Source organism: Ensifer sp. 22521 (assembly GCF_052044795.1).
GTDB lineage: Bacteria > Pseudomonadota > Alphaproteobacteria > Rhizobiales > Rhizobiaceae > Ensifer.
Window position 1 is genome coordinate 396,747 of sequence record NZ_JBQENM010000001.1, and the last position, 26,272, is coordinate 423,018.

At 61.8% G+C, this 26,272-nt stretch carries 31 protein-coding genes; 15 read left to right on the forward strand and 16 right to left on the reverse strand.

Going from position 1 to position 26,272, the window contains the following annotated elements; genetic code table 11:
- Window positions 1-44 precede the first annotated feature (44 nt).
- Window positions 45-662: a TetR/AcrR family transcriptional regulator gene (locus ACTJKE_RS01885; protein ID WP_057250469.1), complete on the forward strand. Its 618-nt coding sequence runs from the start codon at window positions 45-47 to the stop codon at window positions 660-662.
- On the opposite strand, the gene ACTJKE_RS01890 is transcribed toward ACTJKE_RS01885, so the two are convergent.
- From ACTJKE_RS01890 to gstA, 5 genes are all read right to left on the reverse strand, one after another.
- On the reverse strand, window positions 659-1,177 hold the full coding sequence (locus ACTJKE_RS01890; protein WP_057250467.1) for a DUF1697 domain-containing protein: 519 nt from the start codon (window positions 1,175-1,177) through the stop codon (window positions 659-661). The genes ACTJKE_RS01885 and ACTJKE_RS01890 overlap by 4 nt on opposite strands.
- A gap of 125 nt (window positions 1,178-1,302) precedes the next feature.
- Complete coding sequence (locus tag ACTJKE_RS01895) at window positions 1,303-3,411, reverse strand: S9 family peptidase (protein WP_440691089.1); 2,109 nt, start codon at window positions 3,409-3,411, stop codon at window positions 1,303-1,305.
- A 147-nt stretch (window positions 3,412-3,558) separates the two neighbouring features.
- Window positions 3,559-3,771 carry a tautomerase family protein gene (locus ACTJKE_RS01900; protein ID WP_058320320.1) on the reverse strand — a complete coding sequence of 71 codons (213 nt, stop codon included), beginning with the start codon at window positions 3,769-3,771 and terminating at the stop codon, window positions 3,559-3,561.
- Window positions 3,772-3,781: 10 nt separating this feature from the next.
- A complete protein-coding gene (locus ACTJKE_RS01905) occupies window positions 3,782-4,177 on the reverse strand; it encodes a nuclear transport factor 2 family protein (RefSeq protein WP_058320319.1) in 396 nt (131 codons plus the stop codon).
- On the reverse strand, window positions 4,174-4,788 hold the full coding sequence (gene gstA / locus ACTJKE_RS01910; RefSeq protein WP_440691091.1) for a glutathione transferase GstA: 615 nt from the start codon (window positions 4,786-4,788) through the stop codon (window positions 4,174-4,176). The genes ACTJKE_RS01905 and gstA overlap by 4 nt, the downstream gene beginning before the upstream one ends.
- Window positions 4,789-4,924: 136 nt before the next feature.
- On the opposite strand from gstA, the gene ACTJKE_RS01915 reads away from it, so the two are divergent.
- Window positions 4,925-5,329: a winged helix-turn-helix transcriptional regulator gene (locus ACTJKE_RS01915; protein WP_058320317.1), complete on the forward strand. Its 405-nt coding sequence runs from the start codon at window positions 4,925-4,927 to the stop codon at window positions 5,327-5,329.
- A gap of 25 nt (window positions 5,330-5,354) precedes the next feature.
- Here the strand turns inward: ACTJKE_RS01915 and ACTJKE_RS01920 are convergent, their stop codons facing one another.
- Window positions 5,355-6,275 carry a LysR family transcriptional regulator gene (locus ACTJKE_RS01920; RefSeq protein ID WP_057250456.1) on the reverse strand — a complete coding sequence of 307 codons (921 nt, stop codon included), beginning with the start codon at window positions 6,273-6,275 and terminating at the stop codon, window positions 5,355-5,357.
- A 148-nt stretch (window positions 6,276-6,423) separates the two neighbouring features.
- Between ACTJKE_RS01920 and ACTJKE_RS01925 the strand changes: the two genes are divergently transcribed.
- Window positions 6,424-6,696 (forward strand): DUF2798 domain-containing protein, encoded by a 273-nt coding sequence (locus ACTJKE_RS01925; RefSeq protein ID WP_058325557.1) that lies wholly within the window; start codon window positions 6,424-6,426, stop codon window positions 6,694-6,696.
- A gap of 144 nt (window positions 6,697-6,840) precedes the next feature.
- Here ACTJKE_RS01925 and ACTJKE_RS01930 read toward each other — a convergent pair whose 3' ends face one another.
- Together ACTJKE_RS01930 and ACTJKE_RS01935 are read right to left on the reverse strand one after the other, a co-directional pair.
- Window positions 6,841-8,979 (reverse strand): inverse autotransporter beta domain-containing protein, encoded by a 2,139-nt coding sequence (locus tag ACTJKE_RS01930; protein ID WP_440635504.1) that lies wholly within the window; start codon window positions 8,977-8,979, stop codon window positions 6,841-6,843.
- A 241-nt stretch (window positions 8,980-9,220) separates the two neighbouring features.
- Window positions 9,221-10,060, reverse strand: a complete 840-nt coding sequence (locus tag ACTJKE_RS01935) for an SDR family oxidoreductase (RefSeq protein WP_112947598.1) — start codon at window positions 10,058-10,060, stop codon at window positions 9,221-9,223.
- 134 nt (window positions 10,061-10,194) lie between these two features.
- Here ACTJKE_RS01935 and ACTJKE_RS01940 point away from each other — a divergent pair, with 134 nt between their 5' ends.
- Window positions 10,195-10,551: a winged helix-turn-helix transcriptional regulator gene (locus ACTJKE_RS01940; protein ID WP_440691093.1), complete on the forward strand. Its 357-nt coding sequence runs from the start codon at window positions 10,195-10,197 to the stop codon at window positions 10,549-10,551.
- Window positions 10,552-10,611: 60 nt separating this feature from the next.
- On the opposite strand, the gene ACTJKE_RS01945 is transcribed toward ACTJKE_RS01940, so the two are convergent.
- Complete coding sequence (locus tag ACTJKE_RS01945) at window positions 10,612-11,475, reverse strand: VOC family protein (protein WP_440635503.1); 864 nt, start codon at window positions 11,473-11,475, stop codon at window positions 10,612-10,614.
- Window positions 11,476-11,780: 305 nt separating this feature from the next.
- Here ACTJKE_RS01945 and ACTJKE_RS01950 point away from each other — a divergent pair, with 305 nt between their 5' ends.
- Together ACTJKE_RS01950 and ACTJKE_RS01955 are read left to right on the forward strand one after the other, a co-directional pair.
- Window positions 11,781-12,203, forward strand: a complete 423-nt coding sequence (locus tag ACTJKE_RS01950) for a universal stress protein (protein WP_057250443.1) — start codon at window positions 11,781-11,783, stop codon at window positions 12,201-12,203.
- A 62-nt stretch (window positions 12,204-12,265) separates the two neighbouring features.
- The gene (locus tag ACTJKE_RS01955; protein WP_057250441.1) at window positions 12,266-12,610 is read left to right on the forward strand and encodes a TraR/DksA family transcriptional regulator; all 345 of its coding nucleotides are present in this window, start codon (window positions 12,266-12,268) and stop codon (window positions 12,608-12,610) included.
- A gap of 47 nt (window positions 12,611-12,657) precedes the next feature.
- Here ACTJKE_RS01955 and ACTJKE_RS01960 read toward each other — a convergent pair whose 3' ends face one another.
- Window positions 12,658-13,113, reverse strand: coding sequence for a GNAT family N-acetyltransferase (locus ACTJKE_RS01960; protein WP_440691094.1), 456 nt, complete (start codon window positions 13,111-13,113; stop codon window positions 12,658-12,660).
- 239 nt (window positions 13,114-13,352) lie between these two features.
- On the opposite strand from ACTJKE_RS01960, the gene trhA reads away from it, so the two are divergent.
- Window positions 13,353-14,009 carry a PAQR family membrane homeostasis protein TrhA gene (trhA, locus tag ACTJKE_RS01965; protein WP_112995384.1) on the forward strand — a complete coding sequence of 219 codons (657 nt, stop codon included), beginning with the start codon at window positions 13,353-13,355 and terminating at the stop codon, window positions 14,007-14,009.
- Between the two features lie 7 nt (window positions 14,010-14,016).
- Here the strand turns inward: trhA and ACTJKE_RS01970 are convergent, their stop codons facing one another.
- The 3 genes from ACTJKE_RS01970 to ACTJKE_RS01980 form a co-directional block, all read right to left on the reverse strand.
- Window positions 14,017-14,541, reverse strand: a complete 525-nt coding sequence (locus tag ACTJKE_RS01970) for a hypothetical protein (RefSeq protein WP_057250435.1) — start codon at window positions 14,539-14,541, stop codon at window positions 14,017-14,019.
- A gap of 110 nt (window positions 14,542-14,651) precedes the next feature.
- Window positions 14,652-15,059 carry a peptide-methionine (R)-S-oxide reductase MsrB gene (gene msrB, locus ACTJKE_RS01975; protein WP_058320312.1) on the reverse strand — a complete coding sequence of 136 codons (408 nt, stop codon included), beginning with the start codon at window positions 15,057-15,059 and terminating at the stop codon, window positions 14,652-14,654.
- Between the two features lie 94 nt (window positions 15,060-15,153).
- Window positions 15,154-16,746 carry an EAL domain-containing protein gene (locus ACTJKE_RS01980; protein WP_082640666.1) on the reverse strand — a complete coding sequence of 531 codons (1,593 nt, stop codon included), beginning with the start codon at window positions 16,744-16,746 and terminating at the stop codon, window positions 15,154-15,156.
- A gap of 462 nt (window positions 16,747-17,208) precedes the next feature.
- Here ACTJKE_RS01980 and ACTJKE_RS01985 point away from each other — a divergent pair, with 462 nt between their 5' ends.
- The 8 genes from ACTJKE_RS01985 to mucR all read left to right on the forward strand — a co-directional run bounded on the left by ACTJKE_RS01985 (window position 17,209) and on the right by mucR (window position 23,974).
- On the forward strand, window positions 17,209-19,569 hold the full coding sequence (locus tag ACTJKE_RS01985; RefSeq protein WP_440635501.1) for a putative monovalent cation/H+ antiporter subunit A: 2,361 nt from the start codon (window positions 17,209-17,211) through the stop codon (window positions 19,567-19,569).
- On the forward strand, window positions 19,566-19,985 hold the full coding sequence (locus ACTJKE_RS01990) for a Na(+)/H(+) antiporter subunit B (RefSeq protein WP_058320309.1): 420 nt from the start codon (window positions 19,566-19,568) through the stop codon (window positions 19,983-19,985). Before ACTJKE_RS01985 ends, ACTJKE_RS01990 begins: the two co-directional genes overlap by 4 nt.
- Window positions 19,985-20,362: a Na+/H+ antiporter subunit C gene (locus ACTJKE_RS01995; protein WP_057250425.1), complete on the forward strand. Its 378-nt coding sequence runs from the start codon at window positions 19,985-19,987 to the stop codon at window positions 20,360-20,362. The genes ACTJKE_RS01990 and ACTJKE_RS01995 overlap by 1 nt, the downstream gene beginning before the upstream one ends.
- Before the next feature lie 7 nt (window positions 20,363-20,369).
- A complete protein-coding gene (locus ACTJKE_RS02000; RefSeq protein ID WP_440635500.1) occupies window positions 20,370-21,932 on the forward strand; it encodes a Na+/H+ antiporter subunit D in 1,563 nt (520 codons plus the stop codon).
- Window positions 21,929-22,405 carry a Na+/H+ antiporter subunit E gene (locus ACTJKE_RS02005; RefSeq protein ID WP_113736836.1) on the forward strand — a complete coding sequence of 159 codons (477 nt, stop codon included), beginning with the start codon at window positions 21,929-21,931 and terminating at the stop codon, window positions 22,403-22,405. Before ACTJKE_RS02000 ends, ACTJKE_RS02005 begins: the two co-directional genes overlap by 4 nt.
- Window positions 22,402-22,785 (forward strand): cation:proton antiporter, encoded by a 384-nt coding sequence (locus ACTJKE_RS02010; RefSeq protein WP_440635499.1) that lies wholly within the window; start codon window positions 22,402-22,404, stop codon window positions 22,783-22,785. The genes ACTJKE_RS02005 and ACTJKE_RS02010 overlap by 4 nt, the downstream gene beginning before the upstream one ends.
- 14 nt (window positions 22,786-22,799) lie before the next feature.
- A complete protein-coding gene (gene mnhG, locus ACTJKE_RS02015; RefSeq protein WP_440635517.1) occupies window positions 22,800-23,123 on the forward strand; it encodes a monovalent cation/H(+) antiporter subunit G in 324 nt (107 codons plus the stop codon).
- A gap of 419 nt (window positions 23,124-23,542) precedes the next feature.
- A complete protein-coding gene (gene mucR / locus ACTJKE_RS02020) occupies window positions 23,543-23,974 on the forward strand; it encodes an exopolysaccharide biosynthesis transcriptional regulator MucR (RefSeq protein WP_034789336.1) in 432 nt (143 codons plus the stop codon).
- Between the two features lie 254 nt (window positions 23,975-24,228).
- Here mucR and ACTJKE_RS02025 read toward each other — a convergent pair whose 3' ends face one another.
- The 3 genes from ACTJKE_RS02025 to ACTJKE_RS02035 all read right to left on the reverse strand — a co-directional run bounded on the left by ACTJKE_RS02025 (window position 24,229) and on the right by ACTJKE_RS02035 (window position 26,187).
- Window positions 24,229-24,651: a SufE family protein gene (locus ACTJKE_RS02025; RefSeq protein ID WP_057250417.1), complete on the reverse strand. Its 423-nt coding sequence runs from the start codon at window positions 24,649-24,651 to the stop codon at window positions 24,229-24,231.
- Window positions 24,652-24,836: 185 nt separating this feature from the next.
- Window positions 24,837-25,517: a hypothetical protein gene (locus tag ACTJKE_RS02030; protein WP_057250415.1), complete on the reverse strand. Its 681-nt coding sequence runs from the start codon at window positions 25,515-25,517 to the stop codon at window positions 24,837-24,839.
- A 199-nt stretch (window positions 25,518-25,716) separates the two neighbouring features.
- Window positions 25,717-26,187, reverse strand: coding sequence for a DUF5330 domain-containing protein (locus tag ACTJKE_RS02035; RefSeq protein ID WP_057250413.1), 471 nt, complete (start codon window positions 26,185-26,187; stop codon window positions 25,717-25,719).
- Between the last annotated feature and the right edge of the window lie 85 nt (window positions 26,188-26,272).

The following is a 26,272-nucleotide window of genomic DNA, read 5'->3' on the forward strand; positions in this document are numbered from 1 at the left end:
CCCCTTCGTTGTCGGAAACCGCACCAATGGTAGGGCAGCCGCTAATGCGAAAGGGTGAGGAAACGCGAGCGAGAATCCTCGACACCGCGGAGGCGGCGGTGCTGGCGAAGGGTTTCGGCGCGACCTCGATCGACGAACTGATCGCCGAGATCGGCATTACCAAGAGCGGGTTCTTCTACCATTTCCGTGACAAGAACGAACTCGCCCGGGCGCTGCTCGAACGCTACATCGAGAACGACGAGCGCATCTACGATGAGATCTTCGGTCGAGCCCATCAGTTGGCCGACGACCCGCTGCAGGCGTTCCTGCTCGGTTTGAAACTGCTGTCCGAAACTCTGTCCGACCTGCCGAACGGCCACCCCGGATGTCTGGTTGCGGTGATGTGTACCCAGGAGCGCGCCTTCGATCGCGAGATTCAGGAAATCAACCGGCAGGCGGCGTTGGCGTGGCGTCGACGCTTCGGCGCGATGTTCGCGGAGATCATGCGCGTCTATCGGCCCCGCGAACCGCTGGATGTCGATCAATTGGCCGACATGGTTTCGACCGTGCTCGAAGGCGGCATCATCCTGTCGAAAGCGCTGAAGCAGCCCGAAAGCCTGCCGCAGCAGTTGCTCGTACTCCGATCCCTGGTCCGGCTGCTGTTCCAGCCGGCCGCCGCCTAACCTTCCATCTCAAGCGCCAAAGCGGCGAGCTTGCGCACCGTATTGAGGTTGCGCGCGGTGCCGGCCTTTGCCGCCGGCAGCTTGAGCTTCGAACGTCCCGAGCCATTGGGGAAATGAATGTAGATTTCGTGTCCAGCCAACCGCACTTCCTCATCATCCGGGGCGACAAGCTTGTCGAGCGCGTCCGCGGGTGCGGGCTCCGAGAGGAACACGATGTGCAGCAGGTTGGGTTTGGCGTCCGGGAAAGGGGCGCGATCGGCGATCGCCTGCAATTGTGCGCCGGTCCGGACCATCACGCCCGGCGCCTTCCCGAACTTTTCGAGAAGGGCGCCGTCCAGCATTGCTGCTGCTTTGGCTGCCGGCAGATCCGAGCGGAACAGGACGTTGCCGCTCTGGATGTAGGTCTTGACGTCGGCAAAGCCGAGCCCCTCGCAGATTGCCTTCAGGTCTGCCATGGCGAGCGAAGTCGTGCCGCCGACATTGACGGCACGGAGCAGGGCGACATGGACGGGCATGGCAGTGCCTCCTAGATCACGATGATTTTGGGTCGGATCGACCCCAAATCCATCGTGATCGATTCCATAAGCTAGAGCGGGATGCGGGCGGAAAACCGCATACACTTTTCCTCATCCCGCACTGGTTACATCCTGCCGGCGACCTTGATCGCAAAGGCATACTCGAAGGCGATCTCTTCGAGCCGCTGGAAGCGCCCGGACGCGCCGCCATGGCCGGCATCCATGTTGGTCTTCATCAGGATCGGTTCGCTGCCGGTGGTCTTCTCGCGCAGCCGCGCGACCCACTTTGCCGGCTCCCAATAGGTGACGCGCGGATCGGTGAGGCCACCGAGCGCGAGGATCGCCGGGTAGGACTTTGCGCCGACATTGTCGTAGGGCGAGTAGCCGGCGATGATGTCGTAGAATTCGCGGCTTTCGATCGGGTTGCCCCATTCCGGCCATTCCGGCGGGGTCAGCGGCAGCGTGTCGTCGAGCATGGTGTTGAGCACGTCGACGAAGGGCACGGCGGCGATGATCCCGGTGAACTTCTCCGGAGCCATGTTGGCGATAGCGCCCATCAGCATGCCGCCGGCCGAGCCGCCCTCGGCAACGATCTTTGCGTAGGATGTGAACTTCTGCTGATTCAGATAGTCAGCGGCGGCGATGAAATCCTTGAAGGTATTGGTCTTCTTGGCCATCTTGCCGTCTTCGTACCAGGCAAAGCCGCGATCCTTGCCGCCGCGAATGTGGGCAATGGCGTAGACGAAGCCGCGATCGGCGAGCGACAGGCAATTGGTGTTGAAGCCGGCCGGAATGGTGATGCCGTAGGCGCCATAGCCATAGAGCAGGCAGGGGGCGGAGCCGTCGAGCGGCGTGTCCTTGCGATAGAGCAGCGTCACCGGCACTTCAGTGCCGTCCCAGGAGGGGGCGAAGACGCGCCGGGTGACATAGTCGTCCGGGTTGTGGCCGGAAGGCACCTCCTGGGTCTTCAGCAGCGTGCGTTGACGCGTCGCCATGTCGTAGTCGAAGAGCTGCGACGGCGTCGTCATCGAAGAGTAGGAGAAGCGGATGACGTCGGTATCGTATTCGGCGGCACCCGATAGGCCGAGCGAATAGGCCTCTTCGGCAAAGGCGATCGCATGTTCCTCTCCGGTCTTTCGGTCGCGGATGACGATTTCCGGCAGACCTTCGCGCCGCTGCAGCCAGACGAGATGACGGGCATAGGCCATGTGGCTGAGGATCAGCGTGCCGGGCTTGTGCGGCACCACCTCGCGCCAGCTCTCTTTGCCCGGTGCATTTACCGGCGCTTCCAAGATCTTGAAGTCCTTGGCGCCGTCGGCGTTGGTGAGGATGTAGAAGACGTCGCCGCCCTCGGTCATCGAGTATTCGAGCCCTGTGACGCGCTCGGCGACGAGCTTCGGTTCTGCCGTCAGGTCGCTGGTCGAAAGCAGCCGATATTCGCTCGTCTCGTGGTCATGGATGTCGATGTAGATGAAGTCGTCGAGCAGCGAGCCGCCGACCGACATGAAGAACCCCGGATCCGCTTCCTCATAGACCAGCCGGTCTTCCGCCTGGTTGGTGCCGAGCACGTGATGGAAAATCTTCGAAGGCCGGTGGTTGTCGTCGAGCACGGTATAGAAGAAGCTTTTGCCGTCCGGCGCCCAGGCGCCGCCACCGCCGGTGTTCTCGATGATATCGGTCAGGTCCTCGCCGGTGGCGAGATCGCGAACCCTCAGCGTGAAATATTCCGAGCCCTTGTCGTCATAGCCCCAGATTCCAAGGCTGTGGTCGGTCGAGTGGTCGAGACCCGCGAGGCGGAAATAGGCCTTGCCCTCGGCCTCCTTGTCGCCGTCGAGCAGCAGTTGGCGGATCGCCTCGTCCTTGTGGTCGCCTTTGCGCGGAATGCGGAAGTAACGCGGCTGCTCGCCGCCGGTGACATAGGCGTGGCCATAGGCAAACGGGCCGTCCTTGACCGGTATCGAGCTGTCGTCTTCCTTGATCCGGCCGCGCATCTCGGCAAACAACGCCTTTTGCAGCGCCTTCGTGTCGTCCATGGCCGCGTTCATATAGGCGTTTTCCGCTTCCAGGTGCTTGCGGATTTCCGGATCGAGGATCGAGGGATCGCGGAACATCGCCTGCCAATTGTCGGCGCGCAGCCAGGCATAGTCATCGGTACGGGTGATGCCGTGGCGCGTGTCGCTCACCGGCTTTTTTGCGGCGACGGGAGCTTTGGGGAGGTTGCTGAATACGGACAAGATGCGTCTCCGGGATCAATGCGGCGGGAGACAATGAGATAGAGAGCCTGCTGATGGGGATCAAGCGCAAAGGCTGGCAGCGGCCGAGCGTTCGCCGTTCTCTGGAGGCGGCCTTCCCCCTTGAGATGGGGGAAGGCCCTGCCATTCTTACGTTTTCGTCTTCGCCTGCCGCCGGTATTCCTCAACCGGCAGTCCGCCGACACCCCAGTCTTCGAGCGCTACCTCGTCTATGACGACGAAGGTGGTGGCGGGATCCTTGTTGAGTACGGTCTGAAGCAGATCGGACACGCCCTTGATCAGGGCGGCCTTCTGCTCGGCGGTCGCGCCCTCGCGGGTAATCTTGATGTTCACGTAAGGCATATGCCCCTCCTTACTTCGCGGGTTTGATGTCGTAGTGGAAGACCTTGGCGATGATCTGCCAGCGTCCTTCGACGAAGACAAGAGACAGAAGATCGGTGAAGGCCTTTTCGCCGATAGCGCATTGAACCTTCGCAAGTGCCGCCACCGGTCCCGCAAATTCGATGGAAAGGATCCGGTCTGCACGCACCTCACCACGACTGGCGGGCGAGGGGCGCTTGTCGACAACAGGAAAATATCGCTCCATGTCGAGCTCGAACAGGGAACCATCCGTCGCCGTGGCGTAGAGCGCTTTCGGATGGAAGACCTGCCTGAGGAGGCCGGTGTCGCTCCGGTAGAGCCCATCGAAGTAGCCTTGCAGCACCTCGATGACGGCGCCGAAGCGCGGATCGTTCGATGAGCCGCTCATGCCGCGATCAGCCCTTCGGCTTGCATTGCCGCCTGCACGGACGGGCGCTGGCCGACCCGTTGCATATAGGCTGTCAGGTGGGGCCAAGGGCCAAGCGAAATACCCGTGACGCTCGTCCAATTGACGACGGTGAAGAGATAGGCGTCGGCTACGGAAAAAGCGTCTCCGAGCAGATGGGCGCGCCCATCGGATAGCAGCGTCTCGACGTTGCCGAGGCGTTTGCCGACCTGCGCTGCGGCGGCTTCCTTTGCGTCGGCGCTCGCCGTCTTGCTGAACAGTGGCGAGAACGCCTTGTGCAATTCGGAAGCGATGAAGTTCAGTTGCTCCTGCAGGCGAGTGCGCTCCAGCGTACCGTTGGCGGGCGCCAGCCCGGCCTCAGGAAGACGGTCGGCAATATATTGCACGACGGCCGCACCCTCAGTGACGACGTCGCCGGTTTCCAGCACCAGCGCCGGCACATAGCCTTTGGGATTGATCGCCTTGAAATCGGCGCCGCCTTCGGTGAGGTGGGTCGTGGTGTCGACCTTGACGATCTCAAAATCGACGCCGGCCTCGCGCAGGCTGATATGGGGCGAGAGCGAGCAGGCGCCGGGGGCATAAAAAAGCTTCATGGCCAAATTCCTTTTGCAATGGTGGTCTCTGTCGAAGACGGGCGGAACCTAACCTCAGGCGATAACTTTTGTATATGAGATAACTTTATGTTACCGATGTTTCCGGTTTCCCCGCGGTAACTGGAGAATTTTGCCCATGAGCTTGAAAATTCGAAAGAATAGGGCCGCCCCCTTGCCGCCTACCTGCCCGGTCGGCGAGTGCATGGTCATGCTCGGCGGCGCCTGGGCGCCCAACATCATCTGGTATCTGAGCGGCGGTCCGCGTCGCTTCAGTGAGCTCAAGATTGATATCCCCGGGATATCGGCGAAGGTCCTGAGCACGCGACTGAAGGAGATGGAGGAGAAAGGCGCGATCGAACGGCGGATCGTGCCAACGTCACCGCCTTCGGTCGAATACAGGCTCAGCGACCTCGGTGAGGAATTCGTGCCGGCGATCCATGCGATCGTCGAAGTCGGCAATAAACTCAAGCTTCGCCGTGAGGCAAAGCTCGCGGAGGAAGCCGACCGGCAGAATGTCCCGCAGGCGGTGCCCGCCTTATAGCGTGGCTACCGGGCGATTGTGACGGCTACCACCGGCCCTTGAGCGACTGCACCGCATGGTCGATGAAGGCCCGAACCTTCGGTGTTTCCGCCTGGCGATCGGCAAAGCAGGCATAGAAGTCGAAGGGCTCGTGGTCGGTGTTGGCAACGCCTTCGCGAGGTGCGCCGCCAAACAGCGGCACGACCAGGCCGCGCTCCATCAGCGGCGCTGCGATAAAGGCTCCGAGGCGGGTGATGCCGGCGCCGGCGATCGCCATTTCGGCGAGCGTGTCGATGTCGTTACTGACGATCGTCGCCTTCAGTTCCGGCTCGAAGCGCAGGCCGTCGCGGGTGAATGCCCAGCGAAAGATGCGGCCGTGCCCGGCATAGCGATAGACGAGGCAATCGTGGTGGATGAGGTCTTCTGGCCGTTGCGGACGGCCGCGCCGCTCCAGATAGGATGGCGCGGCGCAGATGATCATCGGCACGGAAGCAAGCTTGCGGGCGATCAAGCCCTGTTCCAGTTGCAGACCGAAGCGCACACTGATGTCGATCCCTTCGCCGATATGGTCGATCTCCCGATCGGTGACGACGAGTTCGATCGAGACATCAGGATATTTGGCAGCGAAGGACGGCACCAGGGGTGCCACGACATGGCGGCCGAAGGCGACAGATGAAGCGATCTTGAGCGGTCCGCGCGGTTCGGCGTTGAGCGCCGAGACGGCAGCGGCTGCAAGCTCCAGTTCATGAACGACACCGCGTACCCGCTCGTAATAGATCCTGCCGCTCTCGGTGAGCCCGAGCTGGCGGGTTGTCCGGCTGAGCAGCCGACTGCCGAGCGTACGTTCAAGCCGCGCAATGTTCTGGCTTGCCGATGCGGGGGTGATCCCCAGCTTTCGCGCGGCCGCGGCGATGCTGCCCTCTTCGACGCTTCTGACGAAACTCTCCACCCCGCGCAGCGTGTCCATAATCCCATCCATCGAATATTGGTATCTATTCGATGGTTTTGCCTATTTCTGAAGGAGGCTGCAATGGCCTACATCGCCGCAGCGCGATCCGTATAGTTCGGTCCGAAGCGAGGGGGTGGTCCCCTCGGTCATCTCAGGAGAGCTTCTGATGGAAGACACCCTATCGGCTCCGCGGATCGCGCGTCGCCGCAAGTTGCCGCCCCGAGCGGCGCCCATCGCCTTTGCCTTCTTCATGTCGGCGATCATGGCGTTTCTGATGTGCTGCGTCATCGTCGGCGCCAACACAGGCATCGATGCCGGCTATCCGGCCCGCGTGCTCAGCTCATACGGGCTCGCGATGCCCGTCGCCTTCATCTGCGTGCTTCTCGTGCGACCGCTGGTTGCCAGGCTCGTCGGCGCAGTCTGCCGCCTGCCGGCCTGACAGGGCACCGTCCCGGAAAACCGGGACGGCGGTCCCCTGCATCGCCGGTGACCACGTGGTCACCTTCGAGTGCCGCCGACCGGAATAGGCACCCGATCGGAGGAAAGAGAAGCCACGCCCAGCTGTCCGGGCGTGGCTTGCGCTTTAGTGGCAACGGGCCGCGGCGTTGCCCTGGTCGAGCTTGGTGCTGTTGACTGTCAGCAAGGAGCCCGGCGACTGGGTGATCGTTCCGGCCGACCAGCCGTTGTCGAGCAGGCAATCCTTCGGCGCGCTGGTCACGCTGACATTGCCCGTGATGTCCTCGGTCGGACCTGAGAAGTAGAGGCCCGCCTTGCCGGCCTTGTCGACCGTCATGTTCTTCAACACGATGTCGCGCACCGGTCCTCCCAGGAACTCGTACTCGTTACCGTAGATATAGGCGCCATAGGTGCCGGCATTGGTAACGGCAACGTCCTGAAGCGAGATGCCCGAGACCGGGTTGAAGAAAATGCCGGCATTGCGCGTGCCGTCGACCGTCAGGCCCTTTACGTTGACGTCGGTGGTCGTCGCATCGAGGTTCGGGCTGGAAACGAGCATCAGGCCGTTGATGCCGCCCATGAGCCGCATGTCGTTGATGGCGACATTCGAAGTGCCTTGGAGCACCACGAGATCCATGTCGCGATCCTGCTTGGAATTGTCGACCGAGACACGATCGAGTTTGACATCCTTGCCTGCGACGAGCAGCACGCCTTCGCGGCGGGAGTTGCTGATCGTCACGTTGTCGATCGTGACGTTTTCCGTGCCGGTGACCAGCTCATAGTCTGTCCGGCCGACCTTCCTGAATTCGCCGCCGGCAAAGACGCCGTAGGTCACCTTGTCGATCGAGGTGTCGCGTACTGTCACGTCGCGGCTGCCGACGGAGCTGACGGCGGCAAAGGGCGCCTTGTTCGGATTGTAGATCGAGAATTCGCAGGTCGTGTTGTTTTCGCAGATGAAGAGATCGTGGATACGGCTGTCCTGAACCAGCGCGCCATTGACCCGCGTAAAGCGAATGCCGTCGTGATTGGTAGCGGAAATATCGACGTTGTCGATCGTCACGTTCGCTGCATCGGTCGCCGAGATACCGGCGAGACCGCCGCGGACCGCAAGCGACGAGACCGTGCTGCCGCTGGCCATGGCGATCACGTCCTGGGCCGGATTGTAGCCGGTGATCGTCGTGGCCGCGCCGTCATTGACGAAGGTGGTCGTCGCGCCGCTTCGTGCGCCGCGCACGGCAAGCGCACCGCCGCCGCCCAGAAGCGTCTGGCCGCTCTGAAGGGCCAGCGTCCGGTCGAGGCCGAGGTTGCCGTCGGCCAGGATCAGTGCATCGGCGCCTGCCGCTCCGATCAGAGAGTTGATGGCGGCAGCATTGCCGGAAGCCGAGGACACAGTGATGACTCGGCTGGCGTTGCGGTCGCTGTCGGCGAGCTGTGCCGCCTCGATGTCGCCGGTGGCGCCGGCATGGGTGCGGATCCGGGTCGACCTTTCGACACGTTGCGTCATTGGGTCGAAGGCGTTGCCGGTCGAACCGGTCGCTCCGAACGGAATGCGCAGCCGGGCCATGACGGCGCCCTTGAGCTTGTCCTCGTTGTCATAGGTGCCCGTGACGCCGAGCGAAACCGTCGAGCCGTCGGAGAGCCCGGGTAGGTCGGCAAAGGTCAGCTCCGCACGGAGCTTGGCGCCGAACATGTCGTCGAGGTTGCGGCCGCCATACCAGTAGCTGCCGCCAAAGACCTTGAGCTGCAGCTTGGAGTCGTCCTCGAACACCGGCAGCCGGCCGCCGATTTCGGCATCGATGCCGCGCCGAGCCCGTTCCTTGCCTTCCTGGAAGACGAGCACGTGGTCGCGCACGTAGGCGGTGTTGAAAGCGCTTAGCGTCTTCGCGCCGGTCAGCGGCAGATAGAAGTTGCTGCGCATTTCAAGGTCGCCGCTCAACGCTTCGAGGCCGAAGGACAGCTGGCTGAAGGAGTTGCCGTAGCTGCTCTTCAGATAGTCGTAATAGCCATAGGCGCCGATCACCCATTGATCACTGGCGCGGAAGCGATAGCCCGCACCGATCGAGCCCTGACGGACGGAGTCATTTTCAATCGCGCCGTGTGTATCGATGAAAATCGCATTGCCCGAATCGAGCACGAAGGGCAGGAAAAAGCCGCCACTGGCACCCGAACCACCACTGAAGAAGCCGCCTTCGATCTCCGCCTGGGGGCGGAAGTCAACGGCCAGGGCAGGGCTCGAAAGCAGGGTGCTGCTTGCCAGGACAGCCATAAAAATATTCCTATTTTTCATATCATTAACTCCGCATGTATGTGGCCTTTGGCGAGGCCACTTGGACATGCAGTTAAGATATATGAGTAAAATACTCAAGTTTATTGATCGACGACGCAGCGGCTATCCAGCGACGTGTTGACGCAGGACCTCAAAAAGCTTCATCCGCAACTTTAGGAATATATAGTTCGCTGTCGGCATGCCGCCCGCCAGTCGGCGGGCGGGAGCGATCAGATAGTGGTTAGCCTTTGAGCGCCGCGATGTTGTCCTTGGCGTAAGTCTCCACGCTGCGCGGCTCATGGCCCGTCATCGTCTTCACGTCGCCGGTCGGTTTGGCGACCCAGCCCTCGCGCACCGGATAGAAGATGGAGGCAAGGAAGCGGGCATAGTCCGCCGGCACGCCGGCCCCTGTCAGAATGCCAACGAAGGTATCGTCGTCGACCGGTGCATAGGCGATCGGTTTGCCGGTGACGCGCGACAGGATCGCGGCGGCTTCGTCGTAGCTCAGCGCTTCCGGGCCGGTGAGATTGTAGGCGCGACCGTTGAAGGCGTCGCTCGTGAGGGCGGCTGCCGCACATTCGGCGATGTCGCGCGTATCGATGAAGCTCGTCTTGCCCTCGGCTGCCGGCACGGCGATCGCGCCATGGCGGATGCCCTCGATCCAGTAGGTCTGGAAGTTGTCGGAGAACCAGTTGGGGCGAAGGATGACGAAGGGCGCGCCGGTCTTTTCGACAAGCAGTTCGAGCTGGCGGTAGGGGATCTTGTCATCCGCGTCGACGCCGATGACGGTCATCAGCACGATCTTGATGCCGCGTGCGGCAGCAGCGGTGACGATCGGGCCGAGCAGGCTCACCGGGTCGAGGTAACCTCCCGGCGTCAATACAAAGATGCGGTCGACGCCATTTAGCGCAGGCCCAAAGGTCGCGGCGTCCTGGTAGTCGAAGGCGACGGCTTCGGCGCCTTCGACCGGCGTCGCTTTGCGGGATGCTGCCTTGACCGTTTCCCCGGCTGCGATCAACGCGCGCACCACCTTGCTCCCGATCGTTCCATTTGCCCCGAGAACCAGAATCTTGCCTGCCATCGTCATGCTCCTTAGTATCAAAATGAAACCATATTGCGGATGGATACTAGATATAAATCCAGAAAAATGCTGTAAAGGAGGCAGTTTTTGGTGACATGGTTTCCGGCCGGAAACCGCCGTGGGGGGCGTGCCTGATGGAATACGACGTCTATATCCAGACTTGCCCGACCCGCTTGGTGCTGGACCGGCTTGCCGACAAATGGGCGGTCCTGGTGCTCGGCAAGCTTGATGGGCAGCCGGTGCGCTTCAATCAGCTGAAGCGCGAGATCGATGGCATTTCGCAGAAGGTGCTGTCGCAGGTTCTAAAGAAGCTGGAGCGCGACGGTCTCGTTAGCCGCAGCGTCTATGCTACCGTGCCAGTGACCGTTGAATATGCGATCACACCGCTTGGCCGCACGCTGACGTCGACGGTCGCCGCACTGACGCGCTGGGCCGAAGACAACATCGAGGCGGTGCTGGAGGCGCAGCAAAAATACGACCGCAGCGCCTGAGGCGGCTGCGGCCGACGAGTTGCCGCAGACATCATTCGTCTGCAGCCCGGGAGAGAGGGGTCAGGCGACCAGCTTGAGGCCGATGCCCCAGGGGTCGATGAGGCTGTAGCCATCGCCGGCGCGGTTGACCGGAATTTCCAGCGCATCGAGCTTGGCAAGCGCCGCGGCGCGTTCGGCCGGGTCCTTGTACTGGATCGTATAGTCCGAAAGCCCGGTCATATGGCCTTCGCGCTTCGGTGCGCCACGCGAATTCCAGATGTTGGCGGCGACATGGTGGTGGTACTTGCCCGAACCGAAGAAGCTCGCGCCCGGATAGCGTGCCATCAGCCCGAGCCCCAGCACGTCGCGGAAGAACGCGTCGGCTTCGGGGATGTTGGAGACCTGCAGATGGATATGGCCGATGGCGGTTCCATCAGCCATGCCGTCCCAATTGTCCTTGGGTGCTTCGTCATAAAGAGCCTGGAGATTGAGCGGCAGTGTGTCCATGCCGACGGTGCCGTCGGGCTTGAAGCTCCATTCGGAGCGCGGCCGGTCACGATAGACCTCGATACCGTTGCCTTCGGGGTCGGCGAGGTAGATTGCTTCGCTGACCAGATGGTCGGAAGCGCCCTGTAGCCTAATGTTGTTGTGGGCGGCGTGGGCCAGCCAACGGCCGAGCTCCCCACGATTCGGCACGAGAAAGGCGTTGTGGAAGAGACCCGGCGCATTGCGGGGTGCCCTGGCAGCGTTGCCCTCGGTTGTCAGGCTGAGGAGCGGGTGGCCGGCAACGCCGAGCGTTTCGCCGCTCTTGCTCGTTTCGATCGGCTTCAAGCCCATGATTTTCTGGTACCAGGCCGAAACAACGGGCAGATCCTGGACGACCAGATGTGCGTGGTCGACATGCGCAGGCATGGCAAGGGCGTGTTCGGTCGGGGTATCCGTCATGTCTGCCTCCTTGGGCGTCGAAACCGTAGCCGCTCTGCCGGCCCAGTTTCGTTGAAACTGTTGCCGGGAATATGGGCCGGCTCGTCCGTTCACGGAAGCCCGTCAGTCGTTTGATGTTGTGTTCGATGAGCGTTGACAGTGGTTGCCGTCGCCCTACCTCCATTTGAGTAGGGTCACGCGAGCGCGGCGCTTTCGATTTGATTTCAATCAAAGCCGGGAAAGCGGTCGAGGCGCAATCTCCAGACGAGGGATTGGCCCGCCACATCTGGCGCGGCGATCCGTGAGGGCAACAGAAGGAGTACAGCATGTACAAGAAGATCATCGTCCCGATTGCCATGGATCAGCTCGAGCACGGCGAATCTGTGCTGGGCATCGCCGAGAAGCTGATCGACGAAGGGGGCGAGATTGTCCTGCTCAACGTTGTCGAAGATCTGAATGCCTATGCGCAGGGCTACATGATCGTCGATTTCCCGTTGGAGATGGTCGAGGAATCCCGCAAGCAGGCAAAAAAGACGCTCGAGGACATGAAGACCAAGCACGGGATCAACGGCCGTGTTGAAATTCGCACCGGCGGTGCTGCCGGCACCATCAACGCCTGCGCGAGCGAAGAGAATGCCGATCTGGTGATCATCGCCTCCCACCGGCCGGGCCTGATCGATTACTTCATCGGATCGACCGCGAGCCGCGTGGTCAGCCATTGCCCCTGCGCCGTACTCGTCGACCGGTAACCCACCAACAATAAGAGCGGCTGCGGCGCGATCCTGCGCCGCCACCGCCGAGGAGTCTTCAGATGGACAAGTTTGCGCTTGACGATTTTCGCAGCCGCCTCACCCACCGCAAGGAGGAGCTGCAGGGGCGGCTGGTCAAGATCGAGCACGATCTCGATGAGCCCATGAACGCCGATGTGCCGGATCGCGTGACCGAGCGGGAAGGCGACGAGGTTCTGGAAGGCCTCGGGCTTGCCGGGCAGGAAGAGATCCGCGCGATCGACGCGGCACTCGACCGGATCGCCGCCGGCACCTTCGGCACCTGCGTCCGCTGCGGCCTGCCGATTTCGTCAGCGCGCCTGCAAGCTGTTCCCCATGCGCCGCTCTGTCAGGAATGTGCGGCGGAGGTTGCCCGGGGCGGAAGATGAACCATCGATCGATCGCCGCCGTGCCCGCAGCGGCGATCTTCGGATGGTTATCTTAGTTCCAGCTTCAGTCTCGGCAGAAAGCGCCCCGGGATTACGGTCGATGCGATGACGCCGTCATCGACCGCGCCCATGCGGCGATAGAAATCGGCAGCGCCCGGATCGGCATCGATCGTCATGACCGTGGCGCCGCGGTTGAGCGCTGCTTCGACACACCAAGCGAAAAGGCTGCGGCCAATGCCGGCGGCGCGCGCGTCCGGATCGATGAAGAGCTTGTCGAGTTCGGCGATCTGGCCATCGGAGCGAACCTGCGCCAGACCGAGGATCCGCTCGCCATCGACAGCGATCTGCAGGTCCGAATCCTTCCCGTCCTCGGCCGTCAGCGTCAGCGCCGGACGGCAGGCCTCCAGGAAGGCGGCGTCGTATCCCCATACCGCTTTCGATCGCAGGCAAAGCTCGCTGAGCGCGGCCGCCAGTTCCGGCTGAGGGGTGCGCAACTTCGACATGGTTCTCCTCCCGATCGGCGTAATCTTGTGAGCGCGTGTGGTCATCGCCGCGCCTGCGAACAAGGTCCCGCGCACTCAGCAGATATGTCATGCGATTGTTGTAATGCGTTGCAAAAGTTGATGCTTTCGCCACGCCACCATATCTTTGCGGCGGCCCAGGGCTGTGGCAGGATGGCGATGATGGCGCGACAGCTACGAGCGTGCCCGAGAAAAAGACAGAGACCCGGGAGAGGGATTGCGTGGAATTCGCTGGCGTCAAATGGAACTATGACCGCTCGGAATTGATTGCCGACGGCATCGTGCACGGCATCGGTCTTGCCGCCGCGCTCGTCGGCGTCACCGCACTGATCTTCTATGCGACGCTTTGGAGCACCAGCGGCCAGCTTGCGGCCGCCACCGTCTACGGAGCAGGACTGCTTGCAACGCTGTCGATCTCGTTTCTCTACAACCTCTATCCGATCTCGCGGACCAAATGGTTCCTGCGCCGCTTCGATCATTCCTCGATCTTCATCCTGATCGCCGCGACCTATACGCCGTTCCTGCAGCGCGGCTTGGACGATCCGTTCCTGTTCGTGATGCTGATCGGCATCTGGGCGATCGCGGCCCTTGGCGTTGCGATCAAATGTCTTTTCCCCGGCCGGTTCGACCGGCTGGCGATCCTGCTCTATCTCGCCATGGGCTGGAGCGGCGTGCTCGCTGTCGGGCCGCTCTTGTCGGCGCTGACGGCAACGACGCTGGTGCTGATCCTGATCGGCGGCATCATCTATTCCGCCGGCGTGATTTTCCATGTCTGGGAAAGGCTGCGCTTCCAGAACGCGATCTGGCACGGTTTCGTTGTGACCGGTGCGGCCGTTCACTATTCGGCCGTGGTGAGCTGCTTCAGCGCCGCAGCCTGAGCGGTGGTCAGTTCGGCGCTTCGCCCGCAACCGCAGCGACAGGCGGGTGCTGACAGCCTTCCGATGGCCTGAGGGCCTCCGCCATCCGCGAGATCACGCCGTCGAAACTGGTGAGCCGGCTCTTGCGGTACTGAAGGCGGAAATAGGCGGCGCTGCCGTCGCAGAGCGCGATGGCACGGGTATAAAACACTTCTTCCCCACGGACGCCCGAAAAGCTTGCCCAGGCTGCCGTCACCCGCGCATAGGCGATCCGCCAGTCGCCCTCGCGCTCGATCCCGATGCGGTCGTTGACGTCAGTCTCGAAGTCGCCATCCAGCAATGTGCTGCCAAAGACCGAAAGGGTCGCACCATTGTCGTTGGCATGAAAGCTGGCGCCGTCGCCATTGTCGCCCTGGCTCTGCAGTTCGAAGCCAGGCGGAATGTCGAGCACGTAGCCGAAACGCGCATTGGCATAGGGTAGCCAATCGTCGGCGGCCGCCGCTGCCAGGGCAGACGAAAGCAGGAGCGTGAGTGCTGTCAGGATGCGCAGCATGCGGACCTCCTCTCGCTTGCTCGACCCAAAGTCTAGATAGCGCGGCTTCGGTGCAGGGCCTGTTCCTAATGGAACAGCAGCCCCCATGCCACTCCTTCCGCGCGTCAGTGTCAATCCTCGGTAAACGTCATCGCATGGCCGTTGAGGCAATAGCGAAGCCCCGTCGGCGGCGGGCCGTCCGGGAACACGTGACCGAGATGGGCGTCACAGTCGGCACAGCGGATTTCCGTGCGCACCATGAAGTGCGAGCGGTCCTCGATCTCGCGGATCGCCTGGTCGTCGATCGCAGCGAAATAGCTCGGCCAGCCGCAACCGGAATCGAACTTGGTGTCCGAGCGGAAGAGGGCTCGGCCGCAACAGACGCATTCATAGGTGCCGGTCTGCTTGTTGTTGACGAAAGGGCCGGTGAACGGACGCTCGGTACCCTGCTGACGGGTGATGCGGTATTGCTCCGGCGAGAGCAGGGCTCGCCATTCCGCATCGGTCTTCACCACCTTGGGCGTCTTAACGGTCGTCATGAAAGATCTCCTGTCGTTGCGGCGACTATATAGGAATGCCGCCGGAAGCGCGCAATTCACGTCGCGGCCCGGCATTGCGGTCGACGGCGTGGCGTCAGGCGATCTCGCGGCGGATTACGGTCGGGCCGGCGCCGCGCCGGCGCTTGCTGTTGTTGTAGAAGGCGATGAATTCCGCTGCGGGCAACGCCTTGGAGAACAGCCAGCCCTGGCCATACTGGACACCGCGTTCGATGAGATAGTCGGCCTGCTCCTGCCGCTCGATGCCCTCGGCGACGATGTAGAGATCGAGCGACTTGGCAATGTCGATGATATGCGGCGTAATCGAACTGGTGGCAGAGTCCGTTCCGATCGTGTCGATGAAGGATTTGTCGATCTTCAGTGCGTCGAGCGGAAGCTCCTGCAGGTATTGCAGGCTTGAGTAGCCGGTGCCGAAGTCGTCGATCGCCACCGAGTGGCCGCGCCGGCGGGCCTCCTCGATCGTTGCGCGGGCCGATTTCACATCCATGAAGCCCCGTTCGGTCGCTTCCAGCCAGATCTGCTGGGTCAGTATGCCGGTGTTTTCCAGCACCGCCTGGATCACCGGCAGGATGCGCCCCGATTTGATGTCGTCGGCGGCAAGATTGACGGCAATGTGCAGCGAGCGATCCGCAAGGAGGACCGTTTTCAGCTCGGCAATCGTGGCATAGATGACCTGGTCGGTGATTTCTTCGATCAGGCCGTTCTCTTCCGCCAGCGGTATGAAGAGATCGGGGCGGACCATTTGCCCGTCGGGCCGCCGCCAGCGTACGAGCGCTTCGGCACCGACGCAGATGCCGGTCTTCAGTTCGATGAGCGGTTGATAGTGGACGATGAATTCGCGCCGCTGAACGGCGATGGAGAGCTCTCCGAGCGGCGAAAGGCGGCGCCGCGACAGCCAGACGACGAGGCCGACCATAAGCGCTGCGACCAGGGCGCCGACCGGCAGAAGCAGCAGGCGCTCCCGGTCCATGTCCTTAAAAATGGCGATGTTGGGGGCGCTCGCGACGGCGATCCAGTTTGCGCCATGGGAGGTTGCGAACAGATCGTCGGCGTTGCTGCCGGTTTCGGGAAGTTCGGCGAGCCGGGCCGTAAGCGACGCGTCAGGATTGTTCAGAGTGCCGATCAGGACGCCGTTTTTCGTGGCGACTGCAAGCCGGGTGCCGGGCTCCGCAATCACGTCGACAAATCGAGCCGGGTTGGTCAGTACGGTGTAGGAACGATAGCGAAACGCCGTCATGGGGGCGCCGGTACTGATCGTCGGGTACATCCGCGGGATGACTTCGACGCCGTTGCTCGCGAAGAAATCGGCGGGCGGAGAGCGGGTGAGACGGCGCGGCGGATAGCCCCACGACGTGCACCTGAGCAGCCCGTTTTCGAAATAGCCGATGTCTTCGATGGAGGTCGTATTGACGACGAGGGAGCGCAGCGCTGCGATATGTGTTGCCATACAGGGCGGCATGTCAAACCGGTCGGCGGCTTTCAGCGCCCGGGAGGCTTCCTCGAGCGCCGCATCGGCGCGCATGATGGCGTAGTCGGCAAGATGGGAAAGCCGTGTCTGCTCGCTGCGCACCGCGATCGACCAGGAAAGATAATAGGCCGCCATCATCGGCAGGATCGCGCCGAGTGCAGCCAGGATACTGGCGATGACGACTATGCGAGATCGTTCCAAGCAGGCCTCGCCCGTGATCGTTGTGTTGTTCCGTTTCATGCTGCTTGCGGCAGAAAGACGGTCGATGAGCCGGCGCCTTGCGGTTCACAGATATCGTCGAAGGCAGACGTTCCGAGCAGCCGTTGGTTTCCGCCGGCAGGCGGATCCAGGCTTCGTATTATTTTGAATTGAAGAAGCCTTTACGTACAACTACCACGTCTTATTGTCCCGATTCTAGGACGTTCGATCCTGCTGCGACGACAACTGAATATTATGCTAACAGCATTTTAATTGTTGTCGGCCGCCTCCGCACGAAACGAACGAATCTGATAGTGTTTGGACTGCTGCGTCCGATCTCCGAAGCGACTTAACGGCACATAACGTCGATTTTATCTGGATAAGGCTTGAGGCGCCACAACCCTTCTTTTATGTCGGGTCTTCGATTGATTGTATCGTGAAAACATAAAGGAGCAGGCCAGGACGATGGATGTTGCGGCCCTGACATTTCTGGCTCTCGCACTCCCTTTCGTGGGAGCTTTGGTCGCGCCGCTGCTCACGCGCCTCCTCGGGCACAATGCGGCCTGGGTTCTGGCACTCTTCCCGGCGGCCATTGTCCTGCATTTCACCCGCTTCTGGCCGGACGTGGCCAAAGGCGAGGTGGTCACCGGCGGCTATGCCTGGATCCCGTCGTTCAATGTCAGCTTTTCCTGGTTGATCGATGGCCTGTCGCTGACTTTCGTCCTGCTGATCGCCGGCATCGGCATGCTGATCGTGCTCTATTCAGGCGGTTACCTGAAAGGCCATCCACAGCAGGGACGGTTCTTCTCGTTCATCCTGATGTTCATGGGATCGATGCTCGGGCTTGTCGTGTCCGACAGCTTCCTGATGCTCTTCGTCTTCTGGGAACTGACCTCGATCACGTCGTTCCTGCTGATCGGTTTCGATCATTCGCGCGAAGCGGCAAGGCGCGCAGCCCTTCAGGCGTTGATCGTGACCGGAGGAGGGGGCCTGTTCCTGCTCGCAGGACTTCTGATCATCTGGAACGTCAGCGGAGTCACCCAGCTTTCGCTGCTCATGGCCTTTGGTACGGAGATGCGCGAGAGCCCGTTCTATCCGGCCGCGCTCATTCTCGTCCTCGGTGGAGCCTTCACCAAGTCGGCGCAGTTTCCGTTCCATTTCTGGCTGCCGAACGCGATGGAAGCACCGACTCCCGTTTCGGCCTACCTGCATTCCGCGACAATGGTGAAGGCCGGCGTCTATCTGTTGATGCGGCTCAATCCCGTGCTCGGCGGCACGCCCGAATGGCAGATCCTGCTGCCGCTCTTCGGCGGCGCCACGCTCGTCATCGGCGCAGCTCTTGCTTGCCGCCAGACCGATCTGAAGCTGATGCTCGCCTATACGACCATGGCCTCGCTCGGGCTGCTGGTCATGCTGACCGGTCTCGGCTTCCCGCACGCGATCGAGGCGGCGGCGCTCTATCTTGTCGCACACTCCCTGTTCAAGGGTGCCCTGTTCATGGTTGCTGGCATCATCGATCATGAGACCGGCGCGCGTGACGTGACCAGGCTCGGGGGCTTGCGCTCCGCCATGCCGCTTACGTTCGTCATTGCGCTTGCAGCCGCATTTTCGATGGGCGGCCTGTTCCCCTTCTTCGGCTTCATCGCCAAGGAGGAAATCTACTACGCGCTCTCCGGCTTCGACCGGCGCTCCGTGGTCTTTGCGGCAATCGCGATCCTTGGCAATGCTCTGATGTTCGCGGTGGCCTTTGCCGTCGCCCTCAAGCCTTTCATCGGTGCGAAGGTGGAGACGCCGAAGGCGGCGCACGAGGCGCCGGTGCTGCTCTGGCTCGGGCCGGCGCTGCTTGCCGCCAAGGGGCTTTCCGCCGCCTTGCTCTCGGGGTTGACCCACGAACTCGTGTCGACGCCGATGGCATCGGCGATATCAGGCGAACCGCGTGCGGTCACGATGTCCGTCGTTCCGCATGTCGGGGTGCCGCTGGCCATGTCGACCGCGACCGCGTTGATCGGGATCGTTTTCTACCTGAAGCTCGATCGTTTGCGTGGTTTCATCGCCGCAATCCTTGCCGATATCGGCTGGGGGCCGGACCGTGGTTTCGACCAGCTCATCCGCGGGCTCGTTCGTTTTTCCGTCGGGCTGACGCGCCGGCTGCAATCCGGCCGCCTCGACGTCTACATGACGGCGACCTTCATCCTGGTTGCCTGCGTGCTGCTGGTCGTTCCGCTCACCTACGGCGAACTGCCGCGCGCGCCGTTCTTTGCACCCGACGTGCCACTGCACGAGCTTGCGATCATGGCCATCGCGGTCATCGGTCTCGTTGCCGTCGTGCTCGCTCCGGATCGGCTGACAGCGATCGTCTCGCTCGGCATCCAGGGCTTTGCCGTTGCCGTCATCTTCCTGCTCTATGGTGCGCCGGATCTTGCCTTCACCCAGTTCATGATCGAGACGCTGTCGGTCGTCGTCCTGGCACTGGTGATGACGCGCCTCAGGCTCTCGCCGTCCGACCATCGGCCGCTTGCCCAGAAGGTCCCGGATTTTGCCATTGCACTCGCCTGCGGCTTGGGTTTCGGCCTGATGCTACTGAAGACGACGGGCGTTCCCTTTGACTCCACGCTGACGGAATTCTTCAATCTCTATTCGAAATCGATCGCGCACGGCGCCAATGTGGTGAACGTCATCATCGTCGATTTCCGCGGTACGGACACGCTGGGTGAGATCGCCGTGGTGATGGTCACCGGTCTTGCCATCCTGTCGCTGGTCCGCTTGAGGGCTGGTTCTCTCCGCCGCATCGCCGACAATGATCCGGATGCGGAGGAACGCGCATGATGTCGGTGATCTTCCGGGCCGTCGCCCCTTTTCTCACCAGCCTGATGGTGCTGTTTTCGATCTTCGTGCTGCTGCGAGGCCACAACGAGCCCGGCGGCGGCTTCATTGGCGGGTTGATCGCGGTTTCGGCGCTGGCGATCTACGGCATCGCCTGCGGCGTCGAGACGGTGCGCCGTGCAATCTATTTTCACCCGATGACGATTGCCGGCGCGGGGCTGTTCGCAGCGACGGTCGCCGGCCTGATCTCGATTGCGGCACGCGTCCCCTTCATGACCGGTCTCTGGATCTATCCTTCGGTTCTCGGCCTGGAAGTCCCGCTCTCGACGGTGATGCTGTTTGATTGCGGCGTCTATCTCGTCGTCGTCGGGGCGATCAGCTCGATTGCGCTTTCGCTCGAAGAGCGGGGAGGCGAGTGATGGAAGCCTGGTTCGCGCTGCTCGTCAGTATCTTCTTCACGGTTGCCGTCTACCTGCTGCTGTCGAAATCCATCATCCGGGTGTTGCTTGGTGTTGCCATTCTCGGCAATGCCGTCAATCTGCTGATCTTCACCGGAGGGCGGCTGACGCGCGGCGTGCCGCCGGTCGTCCCCGGCCACCAGGACGCGCTCACGGGACCGGCGGCAAACGCTCTGCCGCAGGCACTGATCTTGACAGCGATCGTGATCTCCTTCTCCTTCTTCGCTTTCTTGCTGGTTCTCGCGTGGCGCGCCTACGAGGTGCTGCAGACCGACAATACCGACGAGATGCGCGTCGCCGAGCCGAAGGACGAGCCGGCTCCGCCGCTTGGATACTGACCGACCCATGGCCGCTTCAACTTCTCCCCACGCAGATCTTTCCGCCGCACTCGTTCTCGAGCCGGTCGCTTCTGCCGATTGGCTGGTGATCCTGCCGGTCGCCTGGTGCCTGGCGATCGGCGCACTGCTTGTCATGCTGCGCCGAAAGATCGATTGGCACCCTTACATCGCTGTCCTCGGACTGGCCGGTCTCGTGTTGATAGACATTCTCCTGCTTCGGCATGTGCTTGCGAGCGGTCCGGTGACAATGGTCATGGGACGCTGGCTGCCGCCCTTCGGCATTGCCTTCACCGTTGATCTGACGGGCGCTCTCTTTGCGTTGACCGCCTCGGTGGTGGCACTCGCCGGCGGGATCTATTCGCTCGCGGATATCAACGACAGCGGTCGGCGCTACGGCTTCTACCCGTTCCTGATGCTGCTGATGGCCGGCGTTTCGGGTGCATTTCTGACGGGTGACATCTTCAACCTCTACGTCTGGTTCGAGGTGCTGCTGATCTCGTCGTTCGGCCTCATCGTGCTCGGCTCCGAGCGCGAGCAGATCGACGGAGCGGTGAAGTATGGTTTCCTCAATCTGGTCGCGACCACCCTGTTTCTGATCACGACAGGCTATCTCTATGCGAGCTTTGGCACGCTCAATATGGCCGATATCGCCCGCAAGGCAGAAGGCCTTGCCGGCACGGCGCCGCTGATGACGCTGACGGCGCTCTTCGTGCTGGCCTTCGGCATGAAGGCGGCGGCGTTCCCGGTCAATTTCTGGCTGCCGGCCTCCTACCATACGCCGCGCGTCGTGGTGTCGGCGCTCTTCGCCGGCCTGCTCACCAAGGTCGGCATTTACGCCCTGATCCGCGTCACCGTCATGCTGCTGCCGCTCCAGCGCGAGGAACTGAGCTTCGTCATTGCCCTTGCCGGCGCGCTCACCATGCTCGTCGGTGCCTTCGGGGCGCTGGCGCAATCGGATTTCCGCCGCATGCTCGGCTATCTCGTGGTCTCCGGCATCGGCTCGATCCTCGCCGGGATTGCGGTCGGCGGGCCGGGCGGCATTGGCGGTGCGATCTTCTATGCGTTGCACTCGATGCTCGTCATGACTGCGCTTTATTTCGCATCCGGCGTTGCGGCCAAGCTCGGCGGCAGCTTCTCGCTTTCGTCGCTGGCAGGCCTTTACCGTGGCCATGCCGGTTTCGCGGCGCTGACGCTCATGCTGGCCTTCGCCGTTTCCGGTCTGCCGCCATTCTCCGGCTTCTGGCCGAAGGTCATGCTGGTCAAGGCGGCGCTCGATATCGGCGCCTGGTGGCTGGCCGCGGCCTTGCTTTTCACCGGCTTCCTGACGACCGTTGTCACCGGGCGTTTCTTCCTGCTGGCCTATTGGCGCGATGCGGCAGCCGGGGAGGTCACGACCGCTTCCGCGACGATCTCGCCGGCGGCGCTGCTGCCGCTCACCGTACTGGTCATCCTGGCTTTGGCGATTGGTCTCTACCCGGAGCCACTGCTTTCGACCATTCAAAGCGCTGCTGCCTCGCTCGCTGAGCCCTCGGCCTATCTGAACTCGGTTTTCCCGGGAGGTGCCCCGTGACCAAGTTCCTAACCATCAACCTGGTGTTCACGGCGATCTGGGGTGCGATCAGCGCCAGTTTCTCGCTGGCCAATCTGATCCTCGGCTTCGCCGTTGGAGCGCTGTCTCTATGGCTGATCCGGCGCGAGCTCCAGCCCATCACCTATCCGGTGCGTCCGCTCAGACTGTTGTTGTTGACCGCTCTCTTTTTCAAGGAACTCGCAATCTCGGCCACAAAGGTCGCGCTCATGGTCATCCAGCCGAAGATGAAGCTGAAGCCCGGCATCTTTGCCTATCCCTTGACGGTCAGGAGCGATTTCGAAATCGCGTTGCTCGCCAATCTCATCACGCTGACGCCTGGGACCTTGTCGGTCGACGTTTCCGCCGACCGCCGGACGCTCTACGTCCACGCGCTCGATTGTGCCGATCCCGGCGGCCTCAGGCGCGATATCGCCAACGGCTTTGAACGGCGGATAAAGGAGGCTTTCGAATGAGCCTGCCAGACCAGATCGAAGCCCTCGCTACGGGCTTTGCACTCATCGCGCTGTCTGCTGCCCTCCTGATTACTGTCTGGCGCATCATCCGCGGCCCGACCCTGCCGGATCGCGTGCTCGGTCTCGACATGCTGGTGGCGATCGCCATCGGCCTGATTGCCGTCGTCGCGATCCGCACTGGTTTCAATCTCTACATCGACATTGCCATTGCCCTTGGCTTGGTCGGATTCCTCGCGACCGTCGCCTTTGCCCGCTTCATCCTGGCTCGCGGGCTTTCGCCGGAAACGGTCAACGTTGAGCGGAGCTCGCCGGAATCAAAGCGCGCGTCCGCACCGAGATCCAATGCGGTCCGTCGCAAGCACAAGGGAGGGCGCCGATGAACCCCGTCCTGGACATGGCCGTTGCTGTATTGGTTGCCGCTCTGTTGATCGTCGGCGCGATCTTTTCGCTGCTTGCGGCAATTGGCATCATGCGTTTTCCCGATCTCTACACCCGTATGCATGCAGCGTCTAAGGCCGGCACCGTAGGTTCAGGCCTGTTGCTGCTGGCTGCGGGCGTTCATTCTCTGGATGCGGCGATACTGATTCGGGCGCTTGCAGGCTTCTTCTTCTTCGTTCTGACTGCACCAATCTCGGCTCATCTCTTGGCAAAAGCCGCACATCAGGCCGGTTACAAACTTACGAAGCTGTCAGTTGTAGATCAGCTTCCACAAAAGTAGAGCCACGTCATCGCTGATCGATGACATTTCTGAATCTGTATTTCAGAACTTTGCGATGCAGTGTGGCCATTTTAGCAATTCGGAGATAAAGTTGCTAACTGTCGGCAAATTTATGTTTGGACATTTCACGCATCGATGTTAATCGAGTAAATGTAAAGTGTCGTCGTGGAAATACTTTGATCTGAAATTCCAGCTTGAGTTGTGAATGTTGGTTGTTGCTTTGAGAGTTCGGTCGTCCCGGTGACTCGGCAGCAGGTTTCGTAATCAAAATTCCTACTCTTGATATCGTGGCCGGCGTTTGTCCTTGCCGCGTTTGATGGTCCATCCCAAGGCAGCGAAGGCTTCCTGGCGGCTCTTGCAAGCGTTCCTCCCCCCGAGACGCCGTTTCGGGTTGTGCTGAAGTCCGATAGGAGAAAGAAATGACTGAAACAGCGCTTGGCGCGAGCCATGAACTTCTGGTTGAGCTGACGGCGGAAATCGTTGCCGCCTACGTCAGCAATCACGTGGTTCCCGTCGCCGAGCTTTCCACGCTGATCGCAGATGTGCACTCGGCGCTCAACAACACCGCGGCGCCGGCACCGGTCGTCATCCCCGTTGAAAAGCCGAAGCCGGCCGTGTCGGTTCGCAAGTCCGTCCAGGACGACCAGATCACCTGCCTCGAATGTGGCGGCACCTTCAAGTCGCTGAAGCGCCACTTGATGACTCACCACAATCTGTCGCCGGAAGAATATCGCGAGAAATGGGACCTGCCGACCGACTACCCGATGGTCGCGCCCGCCTATGCGGAAGCACGCTCGCGTCTCGCCAAGGAAATGGGCCTCGGCCAGCGCCGCAAGCGCCGTGGCAAATAAGACTTCAACCGTCTGGTGAAGCCTTGCGGCTGGTTGCTGCAATTTGCCTGACGGCATTTGGTTTGAACACAAGGGCCGGGCCTGAGCGTCCGGCTCTTGTGTTTTGTACTGTCAGCAGCGCGGTCGCTGCGGCAGGTCCTGACGGCGCCTTGAAGCCTTTCGCGCAAACGTGCGCAGCGGTTTTGCGATAACGACATGCGAAATATCATAAAACTTAAAACGCAAGGCGCGAACCTGAGAGATCGCGACGCGCTTTAGGCGGCCAGCCGAAGCTCGGCTTCGTTCTTGATGCGGCGGATCATCGAGCGCAGGCCATTGGCGCGCTGCGTCGACAGGTGCTCGATCAGGCCGATCTTGCCGAAGGTATCGATCGCATCGGTCTTGGCGATCTCCGAGGCATGTTTGCCGGAATAGATGGCGAGCACGATTGCGACCAGGCCGCGCACGATATGCGCATCCGATTCACCTTCGAAAGTCAGGACAGGGTCCTCCGGATTGCCGGCCGTCTGGGTGACGAGCCAGACCTGGCTGGCGCAACCCTGAACCTTGTTTTCCTGGGTCCGCTTGGCTTCCGGCATGTCCGGCAGAGCTTTGCCGAGTTCGATCACATAGCGATAGCGATCCTCCCACTCGTCGAGGAAGGCGAAATCGTCGATGATCTGGTCAAGCGTCGTCATGGTCCGGGTCCAGTTATCAGGGGATTATACGCCCGCCGGTCCTTGCCGCGAACGAGCTTTGTCCCTGTTCATGCCCCTTTGCCATCAGGCATGCGGGCTTTCAGTCCTCATATAGGGGATGGCAAGCCCATTGAGAACCGCCAATAACAGTTACCTTGGGTGTCGGCGGCATTTCGCCGGCGCGGTCAGATCGAAACGCTTGACGGGAAGATGAAGGCATTTCCGGCGCCTGCATCGATCCCGCCGAGTTTGCCGACGGCCGCCGACAAGGCATGGCCGGCCGCGCGCGCATCGTCAGCGTCACGGGCAGATCCCTCGGTGTGCAATTCCTGCTCGGCCTTTTGCAACAGCTGCTTTATCTGCTCGGCAAGCGATTTGAGTTCGGCGGCCAGTTTCGTGGTGGCGCCGGACTCACCGTCATCGTCGCTGAATTCACGATAGGCGCGCTCCGCAAAGCTTGTCGGCTCTGCGGACGTGGCTGCATCGTTTCCGGCGATAGCACCTTCCACTTGCGCACTGCCGGTATCTGCCAAGGCGGCCACGGCCGCAGCGGAGGCAACGCCGTTTATCGCTCCGGCACCGTCTGCGCCGGCCAACTGCTGGGCTGCCGTGCCGAGTTGCTGAGCGAGTTGCTTGGCGAGCCTCGCGAGCGTTTCCGGATCCGATGCGAAGAACCGGAGCATCCGAAGCTGTTCCTTGATGTCGTCGAGCTTCTTCTTTGCTGCGGCGGCGCGGTCACCAGTGTCGTCATCGGTGCCGAGGAGCAATGCGGCCGATGCCGGGCTCTTGCCTTCGACGGCGGTCGATGTGCCGGCTGTCGCTGGCCGCGTCACGCCCGCATTCGAAAAAAGCCCGTAGATCTGCATTGGGTGCCTCCGCTTGCCGTGCGGCGGACCTAAGCAGCCACGGCTTGTGCGTGGCTGGCTCTTGGCGATCAAAGGTTGGGCCTGAAAAGAAAACGCCGCGAGGGGATGGGATCCTCGCGGCGGCCACGACAGGGCGGCAAGTCAGGCAGTTAAGTTGCGAATGGGTGGCCCGCCGGTCTCGACCGAGGGCTTGGCATGACTACTGGATGATCGCGGCCTTGGGATCGAGGCGCTTTTCCGGAACCGGCGTGCGCTTGAAGACAGGCTCTGCATCGATGGTGCTGACCTCGGTGGCGGGTGCTGCCACATCGGCAGCGGGCTTGACCGTGCCGGTCATGACCGGTGTGACCGTTCCGGTCATCACCTTGGCATCGGGTTGGGCCGCATCGGTTTCGGCAAACTGGGTATCCAGGAACTCATAGGCGATACGAGCGCCTTCGCGGGCCCTGTGGCCGAGGGCGACGAAGGTCTCTGCCCCTTTCTCGCAAATCTCAGGCTTCTGGATGCAGATGGCGCTGATGTATTGGAAGGCCTCATTGGCGGCGGCGAAGGTGTCGCCAAGCTCGACCTTGGGAGCGTGCTCCAGCTTCTGCGAGCTCGACGGATCGAGGAATGGCAGCAGCACCAGCACCAGCGAAAACCAAAATGTCGCCTTGATGAGAAACCACATGTTCTGCCCATCCTTCGTTCAGCTGCCTGAGCTCGCCAGTCTTCTAGCCGGCTTTTGTGCCTTCGGCATCCCGCAGCGCCGTCGT